Here is a 17,953-nt window from a genome sequence, read left to right on the forward strand (position 1 = left end):
TCGGTGGGGGCTGGGCGCGCAGTTCCCCGCGCCCCTGAAGGCGTGCGCTGGCGCGCAGCCTTCCCCGGTGGGGAGATGCCGCACGCAGTGCGCATCTCAGGGGCGCGGGGAACTGCGCGAGAAGCCCCACCGGCCCGCAGTCGGCGACGAGAGGGACACCCGCAGCGGCGCGGAGCCTACGTGTACGCCGCGCGCAGAGCGTCCCGCACCGCGGCCAGCGCCTGCTCCTCCGACAACCCGAGCCTCCGCACCCGCTCGGCAAAACCCTGCGCCGCCACCGACGCCTCCCGCTCCGCCGCGTCCCCCGCCGCCGCGACGAACGTCCCGTTGCGCCCTCGCGTCTCGATCACCCCGTCCGTCTCCAGGGCCCGGTACGCCTTGGCCACCGTGTTCGCGGCGAGCCCCAGCTCCTCGGCCAGGCCCCGCACCGTGGGCAGCTTGTAGCCGACGGGCAGCGCCCCGGTCCTGGCCAGCTCGGAGATCTGGGCCCGCACCTGCTCGTACGGCGCGCCACTGTCGTCAATGCGGATCTTCAAGGTCACGGCCCGATTCTCCCGCAGCCCCGGAAAATGGGAGGCACCCGGTCGTGATCGGCGCGTAGCGTGCCACCACATGACCGTGATCGTCCGCCCGCTGCGCCCCGGCGACCCGGAGGACGCGGGTGCCTTCGCCCGGATCCGCCGCACCTGTCTGCCGGCGATGCTCGCCACCCCGGCCTCCGTCGCGTACGACGCGGCGCACGCCCACCCGGACGCCCACTACCGGCAGTTGGTGGCGGTGGCGGACGGCGAGCCGATCGGCACGGCCCAGGTCGGCATCGCGCACGACAGCCCGAAGCCGGGCCAGGGCTACGCGAACGTGTACGTGCACCCGGCCCACGAGGACCGCGGAGCGGGCACGCTGCTGCTGCGCACGGCCGAGGAGCACCTGGCGCAGCACGGGGCGACGCAGGTGTACTGCTGGGCCCTGGAGGGCCCGCGGAACCTGGCGTGGGCGGCCGCGCACGGCTACCGCCGCAGCCGCTCCGCCCGCTTCCTGCGCCTCGACCTGACCGGGGCCGCGCTGCCGCCCCGCCGACTGCCGCCGCCCGGCGTCGAGTTGCGCACGCTCGCCGACTTCGCGGCCGACCCGCGCCCGGTCTTCGCCCTGGACGCGGAGGTGGCGGCCGACGAGCCGGGCGACATCGCGCTCGCACTCGACGACTACGACCACTGGCTGGCGGACACCTGGCGGCATCCGCTGCTCGACCACGCGCTGACGTCGGTGGCCGTGGTGGACGGCCGGCCCGCCGCGTTCTCCTTCGCGGAGACGGACGGCGAGGGCCGCTACAGCTCGGGGATGACGGGCACGGCCCGCGCCTTCCGCGGCCGCGGCCTGGCCAAGCTCGCCAAGAACGACTCGCTGCACCGGGCCCGCGCCGCCGGGGTCACCGTGGCGTACACGGGCAACGACGTGGACAACGCGCCGATGCTCGCGATCAACCAGTGGTTCGGTTACACCCTCGACGCGACGGAGATCCGCCATGTCCGCACCCTCGACGCCTGACACCGCCCTCCAGGTCCGCCTGGTCAAGGCGGGCCGCACGAAGATCAGTTACCCGGCGGAGCTGCTGCACGACGACGGCACGCGGGTCACCGTCCGGGCCGCCTGGGCGGCCGAGGGCGTCCGCGACTTCGGCTTCGTCCAGTTCCGCCCCGGCGACACGTTCACCGAGCACTACTGGCGCGACCGCTGGTACGCGATCAAGGAGGTCCGCTCGGGCGACGGCACGCTGAAGGGCTGGTACTGCGACATCACGCGTCCGGTGGTCCGCGACGCCGAAGGGGATCTCCTGGCCGAGGACCTCGACCTGGACCTGTGGGTGTCGGCGGACGGCGGGCAGGTGATCCGGCTAGACGAGGACGAGTTCGCCGAGAGCGGGCTCGCCGACCGGGACCCGGCCGCCGCGCTGGCGGCGACGCGGGCCCTGGACGAGCTGGAACTGCTGGCGAAGGGCGGGGACTTCACCGCGCTGCTGGCGTGACAGGGGCGGCGGGTCGATGACGCGGCGTCACGCCCAGTGAGCCAGATGTGATCACTCCGGTCACCTGGTGTCCCCGCCCGGCCGCGAGGAGCGACGATCCGCCGGTCACGCAGCCGATGTCGAGCGGCCGCCGCGTCCCGGTCGGCGGCGCTCGGGGAATCCGTCACCCCCACATCGTGACAACCGCCACTGACAAATGCGCTTCGATGAGCGACCCTCCGGGAACAGGTCTACAACGGCACCACGTTGGGATCCGTGTAGGTACAGGAGGCATCATGCGCCGAGTGACCATGCACAAGCCGACCGGAGCGAGCGTCATCACGCGCCGGTTGCAGGACGATGCCGCCGAGCGCAAGCGCGAGCGGCCCGAAGTGCGCAAGGACGTGCGCAAGACGTGGTGGCCGGACGAGTAGCGGGGCCGGTCCGATGAGACCCGGGTGAGTCCGGCGGCGGTACGGACCGCGGTCAGCCGGCGTCGAGGACGTCGGCCCGCCGCTCCAGTTCCGCCGCGACACCGTCCCAGTCCGGCCCGTGCAGCCACAGGCTCTGTGCGGCCTCGCGCAGCAGGCCGGGCTCGTCGGGGCGTTGCAGCAGCACCAGTCGGTAGGCCAGGTTCCGGATCCATACGGGCAGGTTGCCGTCGACCAGGTGCGGGCTGAGTGCGCGCAGCATGCCGAGGATGTCGTCGGCGTCGGCGAAGGTCAGTTCCTCGACGAAGAGGTGCTCGCGGTGTTCCCGGCCGCAGTCCGGCACGGGCCGGTACTCGTCGCCGTAGAGGCAGCGGGCGTGCTCGGTGAGGGTGTCGTGCATGCCGGGCGCCTACGGCCGGACGTGCTTGCGGTAGTGGATGCGGTCGTAGGGACCGTCGACGCGGCGCTCCACGACCTCGTACCCGTACCGGGGGTAGATCTTCTGGTTCTCCCACATCAGCGCGTTGGTGTAGAGCCGGATCTCGGGCAGGCCCAGGCTGCGTGCGTGGTCGTCGACGAAGGCGAGCAGGGTGCGGCCCACCCCCTGGCCGTGGGCGTCGGGGTGGACCGCGATGCTGTCGAGGAAGAGGTGGTCGGGGCGTGCCTCGACCACGACGAGGCCGACGACCTCCGGTTCCCCCGTGACGTGCACCAGGCCGGCCGCCACGTTCGCGGCGTGGTCGGCCTCCATCGGCTGGGGGACGACGCCGATCCTGGCGATGTAGGGGTGGTACGCCGCGTCGGTGACGGCCTTGACGGCCGGCACGTCGGCGGCGGTGGCGACGCGGACGGGATGCTCGGTGCTCATGCCGCCATGTCTACGTCACGTCGCCGTGCGCGCACCACCGCCTTCTTGACCAGCGGCCACGCCACGATGACGAGCACGATCGCGTAGACCGTGACGGAGAAGGGCGTGTCGACGAGTCCGCTGACGCTGCCGTCGCTGATCTGCAGGGCGCGGCGCAGCTGCTGTTCGGCGTTCGGGCCGAGGATGACGCCGATGACGGCGGGCAGCACGGGCAGTCCGTAGCGGCGCATGCCGAAGCCGATGAGGCCGATGATCAGCAGGATGACGAGGTCGATCGCCTCGCCGCCGACGGCGTAGGCGCCGACCGCCGCGAAGAACAGGATGCCGGCGTAGAGGTAGGGGCGGGGGATGCGCAGCAGCTTCGCCCAGACCGGGGCGAGCGGCAGGTTGAGGGCCAGCAGCAGCACCATGCCGACGAACAGGGACGCGATCAGGCCCCAGACCAGGTCCGGTTCGCGTTCGAAGAGGAGGGGGCCGGGCTGGATGCCGTACTGCTGGAAGGCGGCCAGCATGACGGCGGCGACGGCGGTCGTGGGGAGGCCGAGGGTGAGCATGGAGACGAGGGTGCCCGCCGCCGAAGCGGAGGACGCGGACTCGGGTCCCGCCACGCCTTCGATGGCGCCCTTGCCCCACTCGTCCTGGTGCTTGGACAGGCGCTTCTCGGTGACGTAGGAGAGGAAGGTGGGGATCTCGGCGCCGCCCGCGGGGATCGCGCCGAACGGGAAGCCGATGAGGGGGCCGCGCAGCCAGGACTTCCAGGTGCGCCGCACGTCGGACCGGCCGAGCCAGGGGCGGCCGACGGGGATCGCCTCGCCGCTGGTGCGCCGCAGGTGCGCGGCGACCCACAGTGCCTCGCCGATCGCGAAGAGTCCGACGGCGACGATGACGACGTCGATGCCGTCGGCGAGCTGCAACGACCCGAAGGTGAGCCGCTGTTGGCCGGTCATCTGGTCGAGGCCGACCAGGCCGATGGTGAGGCCGATGAGCAGGGAGGCGAGTCCGCGGACGCGGGACGAGCCGAGGACGGACGTCACGGCGATGAACGCGAGGACCATGATGGCGAAGTAGTCGGGCGCGCCGATGTCGACGGCGAGCGAGGCGACCTTGGGCGCGAGGGCGACGAGCAGGATCGTGCCGATCATGCCGCCGGCGAAGTGCCCGATGGCGGCGGCCGCGAGGGCCTGCGCGCCGCGTCCCGCCTTGGCCATGGGGTTGCCCTCCATGGCGGCGACGACCGCGGCGCTCTCCCCCGGGGTGTTGAGCAGGATGGAGGTCGTCGAGCCGCCGAACATGGCGCCGTAGTAGATGCCCGCGAACATGATGAACGCGCCGGTGGGTTCGAGTCCGTACGTCACCGGGAGGAGCAGGGCGACGGCCATGGCGGGGCCGATGCCGGGCAGGACGCCGATGGCGGTGCCGAGCAGCACGCCGATCGCCGCCCACAGGAGGTTGATGGGGGTGAGGGCCGTACCGAAGCCGTCCAGAAGGGAGTTGAGGGCATTCATGGCGTCACAGCACTCCCATCAGGGGGCCGCCCGGCAGGGGTACGCCGAGCAGGTTGTTGAAGACGACGAAGGTGGCCAGGGAGAGGGCTGCCGCGATCAGGGGGTCGCGGTGGACGTTCCTGCTGCCGAGGGCGTGGGCCGCGCCCCAGAACAGCAGGGCGCCGGCGATCGGGAAGCCGAGCGGTTCGATGAGGACGGCGGTGGCGAGGAACACCCCGGCGAGCAGCAGGACGGTGCGCCAGTCGGCGGGTTCGGACAGGTCGACGTCCTCGCCGCCCTCGGCCTCGCCGCGGCCGCCGCGCAGCACGTCGACGGCGAGCAGCACGGCGACGACGAGCAGTCCGGCGCCGACGACGACCGGTACGGTCCTCGGTCCGACGGGGCCGCGCTGGGCGATGTCGACGTCCATGGTGAGCGCGTCGGTGAGGACGAGGGCGCCGAGCGCCAGCAGCAGGACGCAGACGCCGAGTTCGGAGTGTTCGCGCAGCCAGGAGCGGCGGGTCTCCCGGTCCTCGCGGAGGTCGGTGGCGGTCACAGTCCCAGCTCCTTCAGTACGGACACGACCCGCTTGTCCTGGGCTTCGAGGAAGGTCCCGAAGTCGTCGCCGGTGAGGAACGCGTCGTCCCAGCCGTTCTTCTCCAGCGACTTCTTCCATTCGTCGGAGGCGTGCAACTTCCGTACGAGGCCGGTGAGTTTGGCGCGCTGGGTGTCGCTGAGGCCGGGTGGGGCGACGATGCCGCGCCAGTTGGTGAAGTCGACGTCGTAGCCGGACTCCTGGAGCGTGGGGCCGTCGAGGCCCGCGACCCGTTCGGGTCCGGTGACGGCGAGGAGGCGCAGTTCGCCGCTTCTGATCTGGTCGAGGTACTCGCCGACGCCGGAGACGCCGAAGGCCACCTTGTTGCCGAGGATGGAGGCGAGGAGTTCGCCGCCGCCGTCGAAGGGGACGTAGTTGACCTGCTTGGGCGCGATCCCGGCGGCGCGCGCCATCAGCATCGGGGCGAGGTGGTCGGGTCCGCCGGGCGAGGAGCCGCCGCCGACGGGGAGCTTGCCGGGGTTCTTCTTCCAGGCGGCGACGAGCTGTCCGATGTCCCGGTACGGGGAGTCCTTGGCGACCACGACGACGTCCGGCTCCTCGGTGAGCCGGGCGATGGGGGTGGTGTCGGCGAGGGTCTTCGGGGAGTGGTTGGAGCGTGCGGCGCCGACGACGCCGAGGCCCATGGACATGGCGAGTTTGCCGTTGCCGTGCTCGCCGACGAGCCGGGTCAGTCCGACGGTGCCGCCCGCGCCCGGCAGGTTGAACACCTCGATGTTGTGGGTGAGTCCGGCGTCCTCGGCGTTCTTGGCGGCGGTGCGTGCCGTGATGTCGTAGCCGCCGCCCGGCGTGTTGGGGACCATGAGGCGCAGGCCGGGGATCTGCGTACCGGTGTCGGCGCCGCTGCCCGTGGTGAGCAGCGGCGGCCCCACCAGGACGAGCAGCGCGGCCCCGACCGGGGCGAGGAGTGTGCGCAGGCGCACGAGTGCCACCACCTACTGGTTCGAGTACGGGTTCGTGTGAGGTGGCCCACATGTTGCCCACGCGTGAACGACCTGTCTCTCTTCCGCAAGCAAGGAACGTTGTGGTCCTTGTGGTCGCGCGCCTACCCTGCGCCCGTGACGAAGGTGCTGGTCGTGGACGACGACTTCATGGTCGCCAAGCTGCACGGACGCTATGTGTCCGCGATGGACGGATTCGCGGTGGCGGGCGTGGCGCACAGCGGCACGGAGGCGCTCCGGGCCGCTGAGTCGCTCCGCCCCGATCTGGTGCTCCTGGACGTGTACTTGCCGGACATGGACGGCATCGAGGTGCTCAGGGAACTGCGGGCGGCCGAGGAGCGCGATCCGTCCCGGACCCCGGTGGACGCGCTGTTCATCACGGCGGCGCGGGACGCCGAGGTCATCCGGGCCGCGTTGCGGGCGGGGGCCGTGCACTACCTCATCAAACCGTTCAACCGGGCGGCGTTGCATGAGCAGTTGAGGCACGTGGCGGCGGTGCGGGCGCGGCTCGACGGTCTCGACGAGGCCCGCCAGGAGGACGTGGACCAGATCTTCGGCGCCCGCCCGCCCGGCTCCCGCGAACTCCCGAAGGGCCTCGCCGCGCACACCGCGGACCTGGTGGAGCGCACGCTGCGCGGCCACCCGGAGGGCCTGTCGGCGACGGAGTGCGCCGAGCGGGCGGGCACCCTGTCCCGGGTGAGCGCCCGCCGCTACCTGGAGTTCTTCACGGAGACGGGGCGGGCGCGGGTGTCCCTGCGGTACGGCGGAACCGGGCGGCCCGAGCGCAGGTACCGGTGGGTGGCATGACCGGGGCGGGCCCGCGCGGGCGGGGGCGGCTCGTCAGGGCGGCCGTGGCCGTGCTGGTCACCGTGCTGCCGGCGGCGGGCTGCACCGCGGCGGGCGGCCGGCAGTCCGCTCCGCTGCGCCCGGCGGCCGGCAGCGCCTCCCCCGATCCCAGGCCGGGGGACCTGAACGGGGACGGCTACGACGACTTCGCGGCAGTACTGGCGGACCGCAGCGTGGCGGTGGTGTACGGCTCGCGGCACGGTCTCGATCCGCGGCGGCGCACGGTGGCCCGGCTGCCGTCGCCCCCGACGACGTCCCGGCAGCGGGCCCAGTACGGGCAGAGCCGGCTGCTGCGCGTCGATCTGGACGACGACGGCTTCACCGACCTGATCCACGCGCCGGAGTCCGGCGGCCCCTCCGTGCTGTGGGGCGGGCCGCGCGGGGTGAGCGGGCTGCGGCGGCTCACCGGAGCGCCGAAGAGCCCGGCGGCCGTCGGCGACTTCGACGGCGACGGGCACACCGACCTGTTCTTCCCCGGCGAGGACCGGGGCCCCGAGGGAACGGTGTGGTTCGGTCCGGTCCGGCGCGGCGCCGTACCCGCCCGCACCCAGACGCTGACCGACGGCCACCGCAGGGAGACGGTCCCCGTGCACGTCCTGAGCGGCGACTTCGACGGCGACGGGGCGACCGACCTGGCCCTGTGGTTCCGCTGGACCGACCCGGGCATGGAGAGCGACGGCGGCTACCAGCGGATCGACGCACGGCACTATCTGCGCGGCGGTCCACGGGGGCTGAAGCTCACCGAACGCCTCGGGCACACCGACGAGATCGACGGTCTGGCCGGGGAGGCCGGGGACCTGAACGGCGACGGCATCGACGACCTGTACGCGGCGGGCCTGTCCGTGCGGCGGGCGGGGACGGGCGTCGGCTACTGGCTCAGTACCCGCGCGGGTCCGCAGACCGGTACGGAGGACGGGCTGCGGGACGCCCCGGCACCGGGCTCCGAGAACGCGCCGGCGTACGGGGGCGTCGACGGTACGGCGCTGGGCGACGTGACCGGTGACGGCAGGCCCGACTTCGTCGGCTCATCGGGCGGCGGCGCCGACAGCGGCGGCGCGATCTGGCTGATGCCCGACGTGCTCGGCGGGCTCGCCGGTGACATGAAGACGGTCACCCTGGACAGTCCCGGCGTCCCGGACGGCGGCCGGTCCCGCGACCCGCTCGCCGTCACAGGACCGCTGCTGGACACCGATGGCGACGGGCACCTGGACGTGGTGTTCGCGGCCTACGGCGACAAGAACGGGCAGTGGCGGATCCCCGAGGCCTTCTGGGTGCTGCGCGGCACCGACTCGGGGATGGCGTACCAGCGGTACTTCCCGGCGGAGGATCTCGACTGAGGGGCGCGGCACCTTCCGGCGGAGGTGCCGGGCGCCTTCTCTGATCAGAGTCTGAGCCCGGCCTTAAGTGCGCCATAAAGATCGACTCAGACCCCTCGGTGCGCCCCACGGGCGCCGTTTCCCGGGCTAACTTCCTTGGCACAACCCCCCGTTCGTACGTCCAAGGAGTACCCCCATGCCCGCACGCCGTCGCCGGCTCACCGCCCTCGCCACCACCGCCGGGGGCTCCCTCGCCCTGGCCGCCCTCGCCACCACTCCCGCGGCGGCGCACGGCACGCTCGGCGATCCGGTCAGCCGGGTCGCGGCCTGCTACGCCGAGGGCGCCGAGAACCCGACGTCGGCGGCGTGCAAGGCGGCGGTCGCGGCGGGCGGCACGCAGGCGCTGTACGACTGGAACGGCATCCGGGACGGCGAGGCGGCCGGCAAGCACCAGGAGAACATCCCGGACGGCAAGCTGTGCTCGGCGAACGCGGACGAGTTCAAGGGCATGGACCTGGCCCGCGACGACTGGCCCGCGACGAGCGTCTCCGCGGGCTCGTACACCTTCAAGTACAAGGTGACGGCCCCGCACAAGGGCACCTTCAACCTCTACATGACGAAGCAGGGCTACGACCCGTCGAAGCCGCTGAAGTGGTCCGACCTGGACCTGGCGAACCCGGTCGCGACGAAGACGGACCCGGCGGCCGAGGGCGGCTTCTACACGTTCTCCGGCACGCTGCCGCAGCGCACGGGCCGCCAGCTGATCTACGGCATCTGGCAGCGCTCGGACAGCCCGGAGGCGTTCTACTCCTGCTCGGACGTGACGTACGGCGGCGCGTCGGGCGGATCGGGCGGGACGGGTGGGTCGGGCGCCGCCGCCCCCGAGGCCTCGGCCCCGTCCGACGAGCAGATCGCCGACGGCGCCGACAAGTCGACGATCGACCACGGCGGGATGGACATGGGTGACGGGACCGCGACGCACGACACCCACGAGTCGGCGGCGCCGGCGGCGGCCGGTTCGGCCGCGCCCAACTCCCCCGCGGTGAACGGCGCTTCGGAGAACCTCGCGGAGACCGGCGGCGACTCCACCACTCCGTACATCGCGGTGGGCGGCGCGGCGGCCCTGGCGATCGGTGCGGCGGGCCTGTTCGCCTCGGTGCGGCGGCGCGCGGTGACGGGTGGCCGGCACGGTCGCTGATCCGGCGCACCGCCACGGACGGGGCCGCCGTCTCCCTGCCCTTCGGGAGACGGCGGCCCTCAACTTTTGTTGGATGCAGGTCAGTTGAAGCAGTCGGTCGGGGTGGCGTGCGCGGGGTCGAGGGCGTTCGCCACCTCGTGGTACGCGACGAGGTCGACGGTCCCGATGGTCACGTGCTCGGACAGGTCGACGGGGCACAGGTCCTGCACGACGACGTTGCGCACGTCGGGTCCGTCCAGGAACTGGGTCCGGTACGGGGTGACGACCTCGTCGTACTTCGTGGCGATGACGGTGTAGTGGACGCCCGGCACGGTGTCCCCGCCCGCGTTCAGCCGGGTGACGAAGTCCGATCCGGCGATCTGGTCGGCGAGGGACGGGGTGGCGAGGGTGAGCAGGTCCTTGGCGCCGGGGAAGTACGGCAGCAGGCCGGTGAGTCCGGAGAGCGTGGTGCCGTGGTTGTCGGGCGCGATGCCGACGAGCGCGTTCACCTCGGCGGCGCCGCCGAGGAACTTGAGGTAGTAGCGCGGCATCATGCCGCCCTGCGAGTGCCCGACGAGGTCGACCTTGGCGGCGCCGGTGGCCCCGCGCACCTTGCCGACGAAGGCGTCGAGCTGCTCGGCGGACTTGGCGATGGGGCCGAGGCCGTTGAAGAGGGGCACTCCGGGCAACTGCCCGTAGTCCAGGGAGAAGACGCAGTAGCCGCGCTTCACCAGGTAGGGCGCGAGGACGAGCCAGTTGTCGACGGAGTTGCCGAACGTGCCGTGGACCAGGACGACGGGCCGCGGGTGCGCGGCGGACGGCTTGCAGGAGTAGTCGTTCCAGCCACTGGACGTGGCCGACGCGATCGCCGCGTGCGCGGCGGTGGTCGGGGCGAAGGTACCGGCGGCGAAGAGGGCGACGGCGACGGTCGCCGAGCGCAGCACGCGCCTCCACCTGGATCTGGGCAGCATCGTGAATCTCCTTGCGGCTCAAGGGAGTTGCACGGAAGTTGCACGTTCGGCGAATTCGCTGTGCTCACGTCAAGTTACGCGCGGGTAGATGAGACGTGAAGTTACGCGTCGGTAAAAACTTCCGAGCGGGGTTGTCGGGGAAACGCCTGACGGGATGTCACCAGACGGGACGTATGGGCCCGCCGGGCGCGACGACGGTCAGCTGCTCGACCAGCGCCCTGGCCCCGCGCTCCCCCAGCCGCTCCACCCACGGCCGCACCGCGTCGGCGGCCGCGTCCTCGGCGGCCCGGGTGCAGGCCCGGCCGCGCTCCGTGAGCACGACGAGCCGGGCCCGCGCGTCGACCGGGTGGGGCCGGCGCTCCACGTACCCCTTGCGCACCAGCTCGTCGACGAGCTGACTGGCGGCCTGCTTGGTCACGCCGAGGTGGACGGCGAGGTCGGTGGCCGTCGCGTCCCCCATGGACAACCGCATGAAGGCGAACCCGTGCGCGGGCCGCACCCCCTCGAACCCCCTGGCCAGCACGCCCTCGTGGATGCGCTGCGTGAGCTCGCCCGCGGCGGCGAGCAGGGCGGCGGTCAGGGCCATGGCATCGGAGTTCTGCACGCAGTCATTGAAACACCCTTGACGAACTGGTCAAGCAGCCTGACTATATGGTCAAGGAGCTTGACCATCTGAGAGCCGCGGCGCCGCCCGGCCCATCACCCCTCGCCGCACACGAAGGAGCAGCCAAATGCCCGTAGTTCGCGCATCCGAAGCCGTCGTCCACGAGATGCACGGCGTCCGCTTCGTCTCGTACGCCACGCCCGGCACCGGCAGCAAGGAGCTGGCGGCCTGGCGGGGCGAGATCCCGGCGGGCACGAAGGGCCCGGCCCACACGGTCACGCGGGAGGAGGTCCTCCACCTGCTCACCGGCTCCCTGCGCCTCACCCTCGACGGCGCCGCCCACACCCTCGCCCCCGGCGACACGGCGATCGTGAACGCGGGCACGAAGCTCGGGGTCGAGAACCCGACGGACGCCCCGGCGACGATGTGGGTGACGACGTCGGTGGGCCTGGAGGCGGAGCTGGCGGACGGGACCCGGATCTCCCCGCCGTGGGCCAACGCCTGAGCCGTGCGGCCCGGCGGCCCCGGTCTCCGGGAACGCTATATTAGGTAGACCGACCTACCTAGTTCCGGGGATGTCCGATGACAGAGACGGGTGTGAGTCCGGCCGGGCCCGCGCGCCGACGGCCCGCACGGGAGCGGCTGCTCGCGGCCGCGGCCCGCCGCTTCTACGCCGACGGCGTGGCCGCCACCGGCATCGACGCGATCACCGACGAGGCCGGCGTGGCGAAGATGAGCCTGTACAACAACTTCGCCTCCAAGGCCGAGCTCGTCCGGGCCTACCTGGACGCCCGGCACGAGGAGTGGCTCGGCCTGTACCGGTCGCGCCTGGAGCGGGCCCGGGGTCCGCGCGACGGGGTCCTGGCGGTCTTCGACGCCTACGCCGACCACGCCGCGTTCGCCTACGAGAACGGGTTCCGCGGGTGCGGCCTGCTCAACGCGGCGGCCGAGCTGCCGGCCGGGGACGAGGGCCGGGCCGTGGTGCGCAGCCACAAGGAGGAGGTCGAACTCCTCATCGCGGGACACCTGGAGGAGCTGCTGCCCGGCCGCCCCGACGACGTCCGCGGGACGGCGGAGCACCTGGCGTTCCTGCTGGAGGGCGCGATGGCCCGGGCCGGCCTGGAGGGCGGCGACACCCGGCTGCGGCACGCCCGTTCGCTGGCCGTCGCGCTGCTGGACCGCCTGTGAACGGGTCCGCGGGGCGTGGCGCCCTGTGCGTGCTCGCGGCGTCCGTGCTGTGGGGCACGACCGGCACGGCGGCGACGCTGGCCCCCGCGGTGGGGCCGCTCGCCGTCGGGGCCGTCGCCATGGGGGTGGGCGGGCTGCTCCAGGCCCTGGTCTCCGCGTCCCGGATCGCCCGCCTCGCTCCCCGGCTGCGCACGGAGCGCGGCACGGTGCTGCTCGGCGGGATCTCGGTGGCGCTCTACCCGCTGGCGTTCTACAGCTCGATGCGGCTGGCCGGGGTCGCCGTCGGCACCGTCGTGTCGATCGGCACCGCCCCGCTGGCCTCGGCCGTGATCGAGCGGATCGCGGACCGGCGCCGGCTGACCCGCCGCTGGCGCGTCGGCGCCGCCCTGGGCCTGGCGGGCACCGTCCTGCTGTGCGTCGCCGAGGCCGCGCACGCCTCCGGCGGTGCGGCCGGCCGGTCCGTGGGCGCCACCCTGCTCGGCGTGGTGCTCGGGCTGGTCGCCGCCATCACCTACGCCCTGTACGCGTGGGCGGCCCACCGGCTGATCACCCGCGGCATCCCGTCCCGGGCGGCGATGGGTGCGGTCTTCGGCCTCGGCGGGCTGCTGCTCGTCCCCGTCCTGCTGGTCACCGGCGCCCCGCTCGTGGCCTCCTGGTCGAACGCGGCCGTCGGCGCGTACATGGCGCTCGTCCCGATGTTCCTCGGCTACGTGCTGTTCGGCTGGGGCCTCGCCCACGTCCCGGCCAGCACCGCGACCACGCTGTCCCTGCTGGAACCCGCCGTGGCGGCCGTCCTCGCCGTGCTGGTCGTCGGGGAGCGGCTGCCCGTCGTCGGCTGGTTCGGCATCGCGCTCGTCGTCGCCTGTCTGGCCGTCCTCACCGCGCCGGCGGCTCCGCGAGCGCGGCCGGGCGCACCGCGTCCGTCCCGAAGCGCCGGCGGGCCCGGTCGGCAGCCGCTTCGACGGCTCGGGCCCGGGCGTCGCCGGGATCCAGCGAGAGCTGACGGTGCGCCGAGTCGGCCGGCCGGAGGTCGTCGGCCCGGACGGTGAAGGTGCGCACCCGGGCCCGCTGGAGCCCGAGGCCGGCCAGCAGGGCGAGGGTCGTGGCGGCCAACGCCGGTGAGTGGCTGGTGTGTTCGGGCAGCGGGCGCGTACGCGTGGTGGAGGAGCGGTCGGCGTAGCCGACCGTGAGGGTGAGCCGCCGGGCGACCTGGCCGCTGCCGCGCAGCCGCTGGCCGAGCCGGTCGGCGAGGCCGAGGACGGCGCGGTGCTGCTGGTCCGGGTCGAGGCAGTCGCGGTCCAGGACGAGGTCGGCGCTCAGCCGCTCGGCGGGTTCCGCGGGGACGACCGGGCGGGGGTCGTGGCCGCGGGCGCGGTCGGCCAGCAGCCGGGCCTGGGCGGTGCCGAGCAGGCGCTGCAGGGTGGCCGGGGGCAGGTCCGCGAGCTGTCCGACGGTGTGCAGGCCGAACCTGCCGAGCGTCGTGGCCGTGGCCCGGCCGACGCCGGGCAGCGCGGTGACCGGGCGGGAACGGAGCCACTGGGCGGCCTCGCCGGCGCGGACCCAGGTGGTGGCTCCCGGTGCGGACACGTCGGCGGCCATGGCGGCGAGCATCCGGTTGGCGGCGAGACCGGCGCTGCTGCGGATGCCGTAGAGCGCCGAGAGCCGCATCATCGCCATCTGGACCACCTCGTAGGGCGACTGGTCGAAGTAGCGGAGCGCCGACGTCAGATCCAACTGCAGGGCGTCGGGCGGTACGGCCTGGATGTGCGGAGTTATACCAGACATCAGTTCGATTACTTGGCCGTACTGCTCCCCGGTCAGCCGCGCATGCAGGTGCAGGTGGGCGATGTGCCGCGGTCGTGTGGTCATCCGGCGCTCCCCGGGCTGGTGTGGCCGAACTTCTTGAGGTCGGCCGAGCGGCTGCCCGCCGGCTGGAGATCGGCGTACGGGTGCAGCCGGGCGCCCGTGGTGCCGTTGGCCAGCACGCGGCGCGGCTGGGCCGGGGTCGGGTGCGGGTGGTCGGCGCCGAGCAGCGCGAGTGCCGCCTCGGGGCCGTCGTCCCGGCGCGTGGCGGCGATCTCGTCCAGGTCCCAGGCCATGGTGCCGACGACGGTGCGGCGCGTGCCGCGCACCTGCACCGTGCCGCGCACCAGGAGCAGTCCGCTGTGGAAGACGGTGTGCGCGCAGGCCGGGTGGGAGTCCTCGAAGAAGGCCAGGTCGACCATGCCGGACCCGTCCTCCAGCGTGACGAAGATGACCCGCTTGCCGCTGGCGATCGGCGGGGTCTGGGTGGAGGCCCGGACCCCGGCGACGAGGACCTGCTGTCCCGCGCGCAGCCCCGCGAGGTGCGCGGCGTCGGTCGCGCCGACCTCGCGCAGCAGCCGGTGGTGATGCTCCATCAGATGCCGGGAGACGTCGATCCCGATGGTGTTCAGCTCGGCGCTCATGGTCTCGCGCGAGGTCATCTCCGGCAGACCGCTGGGCTCCTGACCGCCGACCGGGCCCGCGGACAGCGGGAGCTGCCCCTCCCCCGCGGACCGGGTGCGCGAGGCCCGGTGCAGCTCGGCGAGTTGCAGCAGCAGGTCGCGCCGGGTGAGCCGGCCGTCGTGCAGGGAGCCCAGCGCGCCGATCTCCGCGAGGCGTTCGGCGACCGGCCTGCCGGGGTGGGCCCGCTGCCAGAAGTCCGACAGCGAGCCGTACGGCTGCCCCTCCTCGATCCGGGCGGCCTCCGCCTCGCTGATCCCACGGACCTCGGACAGCGCCAGCCGGACGCCCCACTGCCCGGACTCGGCGGCGCGTTCCACGACGTACCGCACCCGGGACCGGTTGACGTCGACCGGCAGGATCGGCACCCCGCCCCGGCGCGCGTCCGCGACCAGGACCCGCTTGGGCCACATGCCGGGGTCGTGTTCGAGCAGCCCCGCCAGCAGGAACGCCGGATAGTGCGCCTTCAGCCAGGCGCTCTGCAGGGCGGGCACGGCGAAGGCGACCGCATGCGCGCGGCAGAACCCGTAGGCGCCGAACGCCTCGACGGTCCCCCAGATCTCGTCCCGCACCTCGGCGCCGTACCCGCGCTGCCGCGCCGTGCGGTGGAACCAGTCCCTGATCCGGGGCAGCCGGTCCTTGTCGCCGAGCGCCCGGCGGGCGATCTCGCCCATCGCGCGGTCGCACCCGGTCAGCGTCGACAGCGTCTCGATGATCTGCTCGTGCCAGATGGTCACGCCGTAGGTGTCGGCGAGCACCGGCTCCAGGTCCGGGTGGGCGTACGCGGGCGTGCCGCCGTGCCGGGCGGCGATGTACCGCTCGGGCATCCCGCCGGCGACCGGGCCCGGCCGGAACAGGCTGATGTCCGCGATGACGTCCTGCGGATCACGGGGCTGCAGGCGCGACAGGAGGTCCTGCTGGCCCGGCGACTCCAGCTGGAACAGCCCGAGTGTCCGGCTCTCCTGGATGAGCTTGAACGCGAAGACGTCGTCGAGCGGCACCTGCCGCTGGTCGTCCAGGTCGATGCGCCGGTCGGTGGCCCGTTCGATCTCCGTGACGGCGTGGGCCATCGCGGACTGCATCCGGACGCCCAGGACGTCCAGCTTGATGTTGCCCAGCGCCTCGATCTCCTCCTTCGCGGCCATGGCCATGGGGTAGTCGCCCTGCGGGGTCGGCTGCACGGGCAGCCGGTCCAGCAGTCCGGCGTCGCTGATGACCACGCCGCAGGGGTGCATGGCCATGCCGTGGACCAGGGAGTCGAGTCCTTCGGCGAGCTCCCACAGCGGTCCGAACCGGCCCGCCTCGGCGGCCAGTCGGCGCAGTTCGGGCAGTTCGGCGAGGGCGCCGGTGATGTCGCAGGCCCGCAGGTGCGGAAAGCTCTTCGCGATCCGGTCGACCTCCGCGGGCGCGATGCCCAGGGCGAGACCGGTGTCCCGCAGGGCCCGGCGCGCGCGATAGGTCTCCGGCATCGCGGTGACCGCCACCCGCTCCTTCCCGAACCGTTCGAAGATCACGTCGTAGCACTCCAGGCGCCGGGCCGACTCCACGTCGATGTCGATGTCCGGCAGCGTGCCGCGGCGCACGCTCAGGAAGCGTTCGAACAGCAGCCGGTGTTCGAGCGGGTTGGCGGTGGCGATGTCCAGCGCGTGGCAGACCAGCGAGCCGGCGCCCGAGCCGCGGGCGGCGACCCGGATGCCCTTCGCGCGGATGTCGGCCACGACCTGGCCGACGGCGAGGAAGTACGCGTCGTACCCGAGCTCGGAGATCACGGCGAGCTCTTCGTCGAGGCGGGCCACGGCCGCCGCGTCCCGGTCGAGGCCGCGCCGCGCCAGGCCGTCCTCGGACTGCCGGCGCAGCAGCAGCGCCGCACCCCGCGGACCGGGGGCGGCACCGAACAGTTCCGGCTCCGGCAGGTGGTGCACGCCCAGGCCGAGGTCGGCCCGCGGGTCGACGGTGCAGGCGGCGGCCGTGGCGGCGGTGTCCGCCAGCAGCTGCCGGGCCCGCCGGGGTCCCGCCCCCGCGCACTCGGCGATCATGTCCGCGACGCGCGCCATCCCCGCCGTGTCCTTGAGCCAGCGCTGACCGCTGTCCAGCCGGCGCCGGTCGATGGGCCGCAGCAGCCGTGCGGCGTCCAGTACGTCGGCGAGGCGGTGCTGCTCCGGATCGGCGTAGCGGACGGCGTTGGAGAGCACCGCGGTGGTGCCGGTGCGGTCGGCCAGGGCCAGGGTGCGGGCGGCCAGCCGCAGGGAGCCGGGACCGGTGCTAAAACGTTTCTGCGCGACGACTTCCAGCCGCACTCCCCCGCCGAAGACCTCCAGCCAGGGAGCCAGCAGCTTCATCGCGACGTCCTCCCGCCCGGCGGCCAGCGCCCGCACCGGTTCCGAGAGCGGGCCGAGCAGCACCGTCAGACCGGGCCCGCCGAACTCCCGCAGCGCCTCCCACGGCACCACCGGCGCCCCGCCCGAAGAGGCCTCCCGGGCATGGGCGGCCGACGTGATGCGGCACAGCCGAGCCCATCCGGCCCGGTCCTGCGCCAGCAGCACGAACCGCAGCGGCGGCTCGGCCACGTGCGCCCCGCCGCGCGCCGGGGTGCGGCGACGCTGTGCGGGCGGCGGCGGGGCCAGCGCCTCCACGGCGAGGTCGACGCCGAAGACCGGCCTGACCCCCCGCTCGGCACAGGCCCGCGCGAACCGGACGGCCCCGGTGACCGTGTCCCGGTCGGTGAGCGCGAGCGCCGGCAGACCGCGCTCGGCGGCCCGCCGCACCAGGTGCTCGGGATGGGCGGCGCCGTAGCGGGCCGAGTAGCCGGAAGCGACATGGAGGTGCGCAAAACCCGTCATGACGCACCTCCACTGCACCGCCCCCTTTGTTCCATCCGTCCGAGATCAATCGCACGCTCGTTCGATAACTCTAACCCCAGGAACCCCGAGGTGGCGACTTATGTTCGAACGCATGGGCGATTTTCTGTGCGACACCCGTTCGGCTCACCCCACCTGCACGAAGGCGGGCCCCACCGGACCGTGGGGTC

Annotated in this window: 18 protein-coding genes and 1 pseudogene; 9 read left to right on the forward strand and 10 right to left on the reverse strand. The window is 73.4% G+C overall.

Features of this window, described 5'->3' with window-relative positions; genetic code table 11:
* Positions 1-176: 176 nt before the first annotated feature.
* Positions 177-542, reverse strand: coding sequence for a GntR family transcriptional regulator (locus tag RBJ77_RS09700; RefSeq protein ID WP_372344580.1), 366 nt, complete (start codon positions 540-542; stop codon positions 177-179).
* A 70-nt stretch (positions 543-612) separates the two neighbouring features.
* On the opposite strand from RBJ77_RS09700, the gene RBJ77_RS09705 reads away from it, so the two are divergent.
* The 3 genes from RBJ77_RS09705 to RBJ77_RS09715 all read left to right on the forward strand — a co-directional run bounded on the left by RBJ77_RS09705 (position 613) and on the right by RBJ77_RS09715 (position 2,436).
* Positions 613-1,545: a GNAT family N-acetyltransferase gene (locus RBJ77_RS09705; protein ID WP_372344581.1), complete on the forward strand. Its 933-nt coding sequence runs from the start codon at positions 613-615 to the stop codon at positions 1,543-1,545.
* Positions 1,523-2,023, forward strand: coding sequence for a DUF402 domain-containing protein (locus RBJ77_RS09710; RefSeq protein ID WP_372344582.1), 501 nt, complete (start codon positions 1,523-1,525; stop codon positions 2,021-2,023). Before RBJ77_RS09705 ends, RBJ77_RS09710 begins: the two co-directional genes overlap by 23 nt.
* A 275-nt stretch (positions 2,024-2,298) precedes the next feature.
* Positions 2,299-2,436 (forward strand): hypothetical protein, encoded by a 138-nt coding sequence (locus tag RBJ77_RS09715; protein WP_255971420.1) that lies wholly within the window; start codon positions 2,299-2,301, stop codon positions 2,434-2,436.
* 52 nt (positions 2,437-2,488) lie between these two features.
* Here RBJ77_RS09715 and RBJ77_RS09720 read toward each other — a convergent pair whose 3' ends face one another.
* The 5 genes from RBJ77_RS09720 to RBJ77_RS09740 are packed head-to-tail and all read right to left on the reverse strand — an operon-like array spanning position 2,489 to position 6,321.
* Complete coding sequence (locus RBJ77_RS09720; RefSeq protein ID WP_372344583.1) at positions 2,489-2,833, reverse strand: hypothetical protein; 345 nt, start codon at positions 2,831-2,833, stop codon at positions 2,489-2,491.
* A gap of 9 nt (positions 2,834-2,842) precedes the next feature.
* Complete coding sequence (locus tag RBJ77_RS09725; RefSeq protein ID WP_372344584.1) at positions 2,843-3,301, reverse strand: GNAT family N-acetyltransferase; 459 nt, start codon at positions 3,299-3,301, stop codon at positions 2,843-2,845.
* Positions 3,298-4,806 (reverse strand): tripartite tricarboxylate transporter permease, encoded by a 1,509-nt coding sequence (locus RBJ77_RS09730; protein WP_372344585.1) that lies wholly within the window; start codon positions 4,804-4,806, stop codon positions 3,298-3,300. The genes RBJ77_RS09725 and RBJ77_RS09730 overlap by 4 nt, the downstream gene beginning before the upstream one ends.
* 4 nt (positions 4,807-4,810) lie before the next feature.
* Entirely contained in the window at positions 4,811-5,341 is a 531-nt protein-coding gene (locus RBJ77_RS09735; RefSeq protein ID WP_372344586.1) for a tripartite tricarboxylate transporter TctB family protein, read from the reverse strand.
* Complete coding sequence (locus tag RBJ77_RS09740; RefSeq protein WP_372344587.1) at positions 5,338-6,321, reverse strand: Bug family tripartite tricarboxylate transporter substrate binding protein; 984 nt, start codon at positions 6,319-6,321, stop codon at positions 5,338-5,340. The genes RBJ77_RS09735 and RBJ77_RS09740 overlap by 4 nt, the downstream gene beginning before the upstream one ends.
* A gap of 135 nt (positions 6,322-6,456) precedes the next feature.
* Here RBJ77_RS09740 and RBJ77_RS09745 point away from each other — a divergent pair, with 135 nt between their 5' ends.
* From RBJ77_RS09745 to RBJ77_RS09755, 3 genes are all read left to right on the forward strand, one after another.
* The gene (locus tag RBJ77_RS09745) at positions 6,457-7,146 is read left to right on the forward strand and encodes a response regulator (RefSeq protein WP_372344588.1); all 690 of its coding nucleotides are present in this window, start codon (positions 6,457-6,459) and stop codon (positions 7,144-7,146) included.
* Positions 7,143-8,522, forward strand: a complete 1,380-nt coding sequence (locus tag RBJ77_RS09750) for an FG-GAP repeat domain-containing protein (protein ID WP_372344589.1) — start codon at positions 7,143-7,145, stop codon at positions 8,520-8,522. The genes RBJ77_RS09745 and RBJ77_RS09750 overlap by 4 nt, the downstream gene beginning before the upstream one ends.
* Positions 8,523-8,697: 175 nt before the next feature.
* Positions 8,698-9,699, forward strand: a complete 1,002-nt coding sequence (locus RBJ77_RS09755; RefSeq protein ID WP_372344590.1) for a lytic polysaccharide monooxygenase — start codon at positions 8,698-8,700, stop codon at positions 9,697-9,699.
* A gap of 80 nt (positions 9,700-9,779) precedes the next feature.
* Here the strand turns inward: RBJ77_RS09755 and RBJ77_RS09760 are convergent, their stop codons facing one another.
* Complete coding sequence (locus RBJ77_RS09760) at positions 9,780-10,649, reverse strand: esterase/lipase family protein (RefSeq protein WP_372344591.1); 870 nt, start codon at positions 10,647-10,649, stop codon at positions 9,780-9,782.
* A 157-nt stretch (positions 10,650-10,806) separates the two neighbouring features.
* Positions 10,807-11,253 carry a MarR family winged helix-turn-helix transcriptional regulator gene (locus tag RBJ77_RS09765; RefSeq protein WP_372344592.1) on the reverse strand — a complete coding sequence of 149 codons (447 nt, stop codon included), beginning with the start codon at positions 11,251-11,253 and terminating at the stop codon, positions 10,807-10,809.
* A gap of 127 nt (positions 11,254-11,380) precedes the next feature.
* On the opposite strand from RBJ77_RS09765, the gene RBJ77_RS09770 reads away from it, so the two are divergent.
* The 3 genes and pseudogenes from RBJ77_RS09770 to RBJ77_RS09780 all read left to right on the forward strand — a co-directional run.
* Positions 11,381-11,758, forward strand: a complete 378-nt coding sequence (locus RBJ77_RS09770; RefSeq protein WP_372344593.1) for a cupin domain-containing protein — start codon at positions 11,381-11,383, stop codon at positions 11,756-11,758.
* Positions 11,759-11,835: 77 nt separating this feature from the next.
* Positions 11,836-12,441, forward strand: a complete 606-nt coding sequence (locus tag RBJ77_RS09775) for a TetR/AcrR family transcriptional regulator (RefSeq protein ID WP_372344594.1) — start codon at positions 11,836-11,838, stop codon at positions 12,439-12,441.
* Positions 12,438-13,376 (forward strand): annotated as a pseudogene (locus RBJ77_RS09780) (DMT family transporter); the annotation flags it as partial. The gene RBJ77_RS09775 and the pseudogene RBJ77_RS09780, both read left to right, overlap by 4 nt.
* On the opposite strand, the gene RBJ77_RS09785 reads toward RBJ77_RS09780, so the two are convergent.
* The gene (locus tag RBJ77_RS09785) at positions 13,318-14,310 is read right to left on the reverse strand and encodes an ImpB/MucB/SamB family protein (protein WP_372344595.1); all 993 of its coding nucleotides are present in this window, start codon (positions 14,308-14,310) and stop codon (positions 13,318-13,320) included. The pseudogene RBJ77_RS09780 and the gene RBJ77_RS09785 overlap by 59 nt on opposite strands.
* Complete coding sequence (locus RBJ77_RS09790; protein ID WP_372344596.1) at positions 14,307-17,765, reverse strand: DNA polymerase III subunit alpha; 3,459 nt, start codon at positions 17,763-17,765, stop codon at positions 14,307-14,309. Before RBJ77_RS09790 ends, RBJ77_RS09785 begins: the two co-directional genes overlap by 4 nt.
* Between the last annotated feature and the right edge of the window lie 188 nt (positions 17,766-17,953).

Origin of the sequence: Streptomyces sp. KL116D, assembly GCF_030766975.1 — a bacterium.
Taxonomy (GTDB): domain Bacteria; phylum Actinomycetota; class Actinomycetes; order Streptomycetales; family Streptomycetaceae; genus Streptomyces; species Streptomyces longispororuber_A.

Coding starts and splice junctions, on each gene's coding strand:
- RBJ77_RS09705 (WP_372344581.1), top strand. CDS start 613: ATGACCGTGATCGTCCGCCCGCTGCGCCCCGGCGACCCGGAGGACGCG.
- RBJ77_RS09710 (WP_372344582.1), top strand. CDS start 1,523: ATGTCCGCACCCTCGACGCCTGACACCGCCCTCCAGGTCCGCCTGGTC.
- RBJ77_RS09715 (WP_255971420.1), top strand. CDS start 2,299: ATGCGCCGAGTGACCATGCACAAGCCGACCGGAGCGAGCGTCATCACG.
- RBJ77_RS09720 (WP_372344583.1), bottom strand. CDS start 2,833: ATGCACGACACCCTCACCGAGCACGCCCGCTGCCTCTACGGCGACGAG.
- RBJ77_RS09725 (WP_372344584.1), bottom strand. CDS start 3,301: ATGAGCACCGAGCATCCCGTCCGCGTCGCCACCGCCGCCGACGTGCCG.
- RBJ77_RS09730 (WP_372344585.1), bottom strand. CDS start 4,806: ATGAATGCCCTCAACTCCCTTCTGGACGGCTTCGGTACGGCCCTCACC.
- RBJ77_RS09750 (WP_372344589.1), top strand. CDS start 7,143: ATGACCGGGGCGGGCCCGCGCGGGCGGGGGCGGCTCGTCAGGGCGGCC.
- RBJ77_RS09755 (WP_372344590.1), top strand. CDS start 8,698: ATGCCCGCACGCCGTCGCCGGCTCACCGCCCTCGCCACCACCGCCGGG.
- RBJ77_RS09760 (WP_372344591.1), bottom strand. CDS start 10,649: ATGCTGCCCAGATCCAGGTGGAGGCGCGTGCTGCGCTCGGCGACCGTC.
- RBJ77_RS09770 (WP_372344593.1), top strand. CDS start 11,381: ATGCCCGTAGTTCGCGCATCCGAAGCCGTCGTCCACGAGATGCACGGC.
- RBJ77_RS09775 (WP_372344594.1), top strand. CDS start 11,836: ATGACAGAGACGGGTGTGAGTCCGGCCGGGCCCGCGCGCCGACGGCCC.
- RBJ77_RS09785 (WP_372344595.1), bottom strand. CDS start 14,310: ATGACCACACGACCGCGGCACATCGCCCACCTGCACCTGCATGCGCGG.
- RBJ77_RS09790 (WP_372344596.1), bottom strand. CDS start 17,765: ATGACGGGTTTTGCGCACCTCCATGTCGCTTCCGGCTACTCGGCCCGC.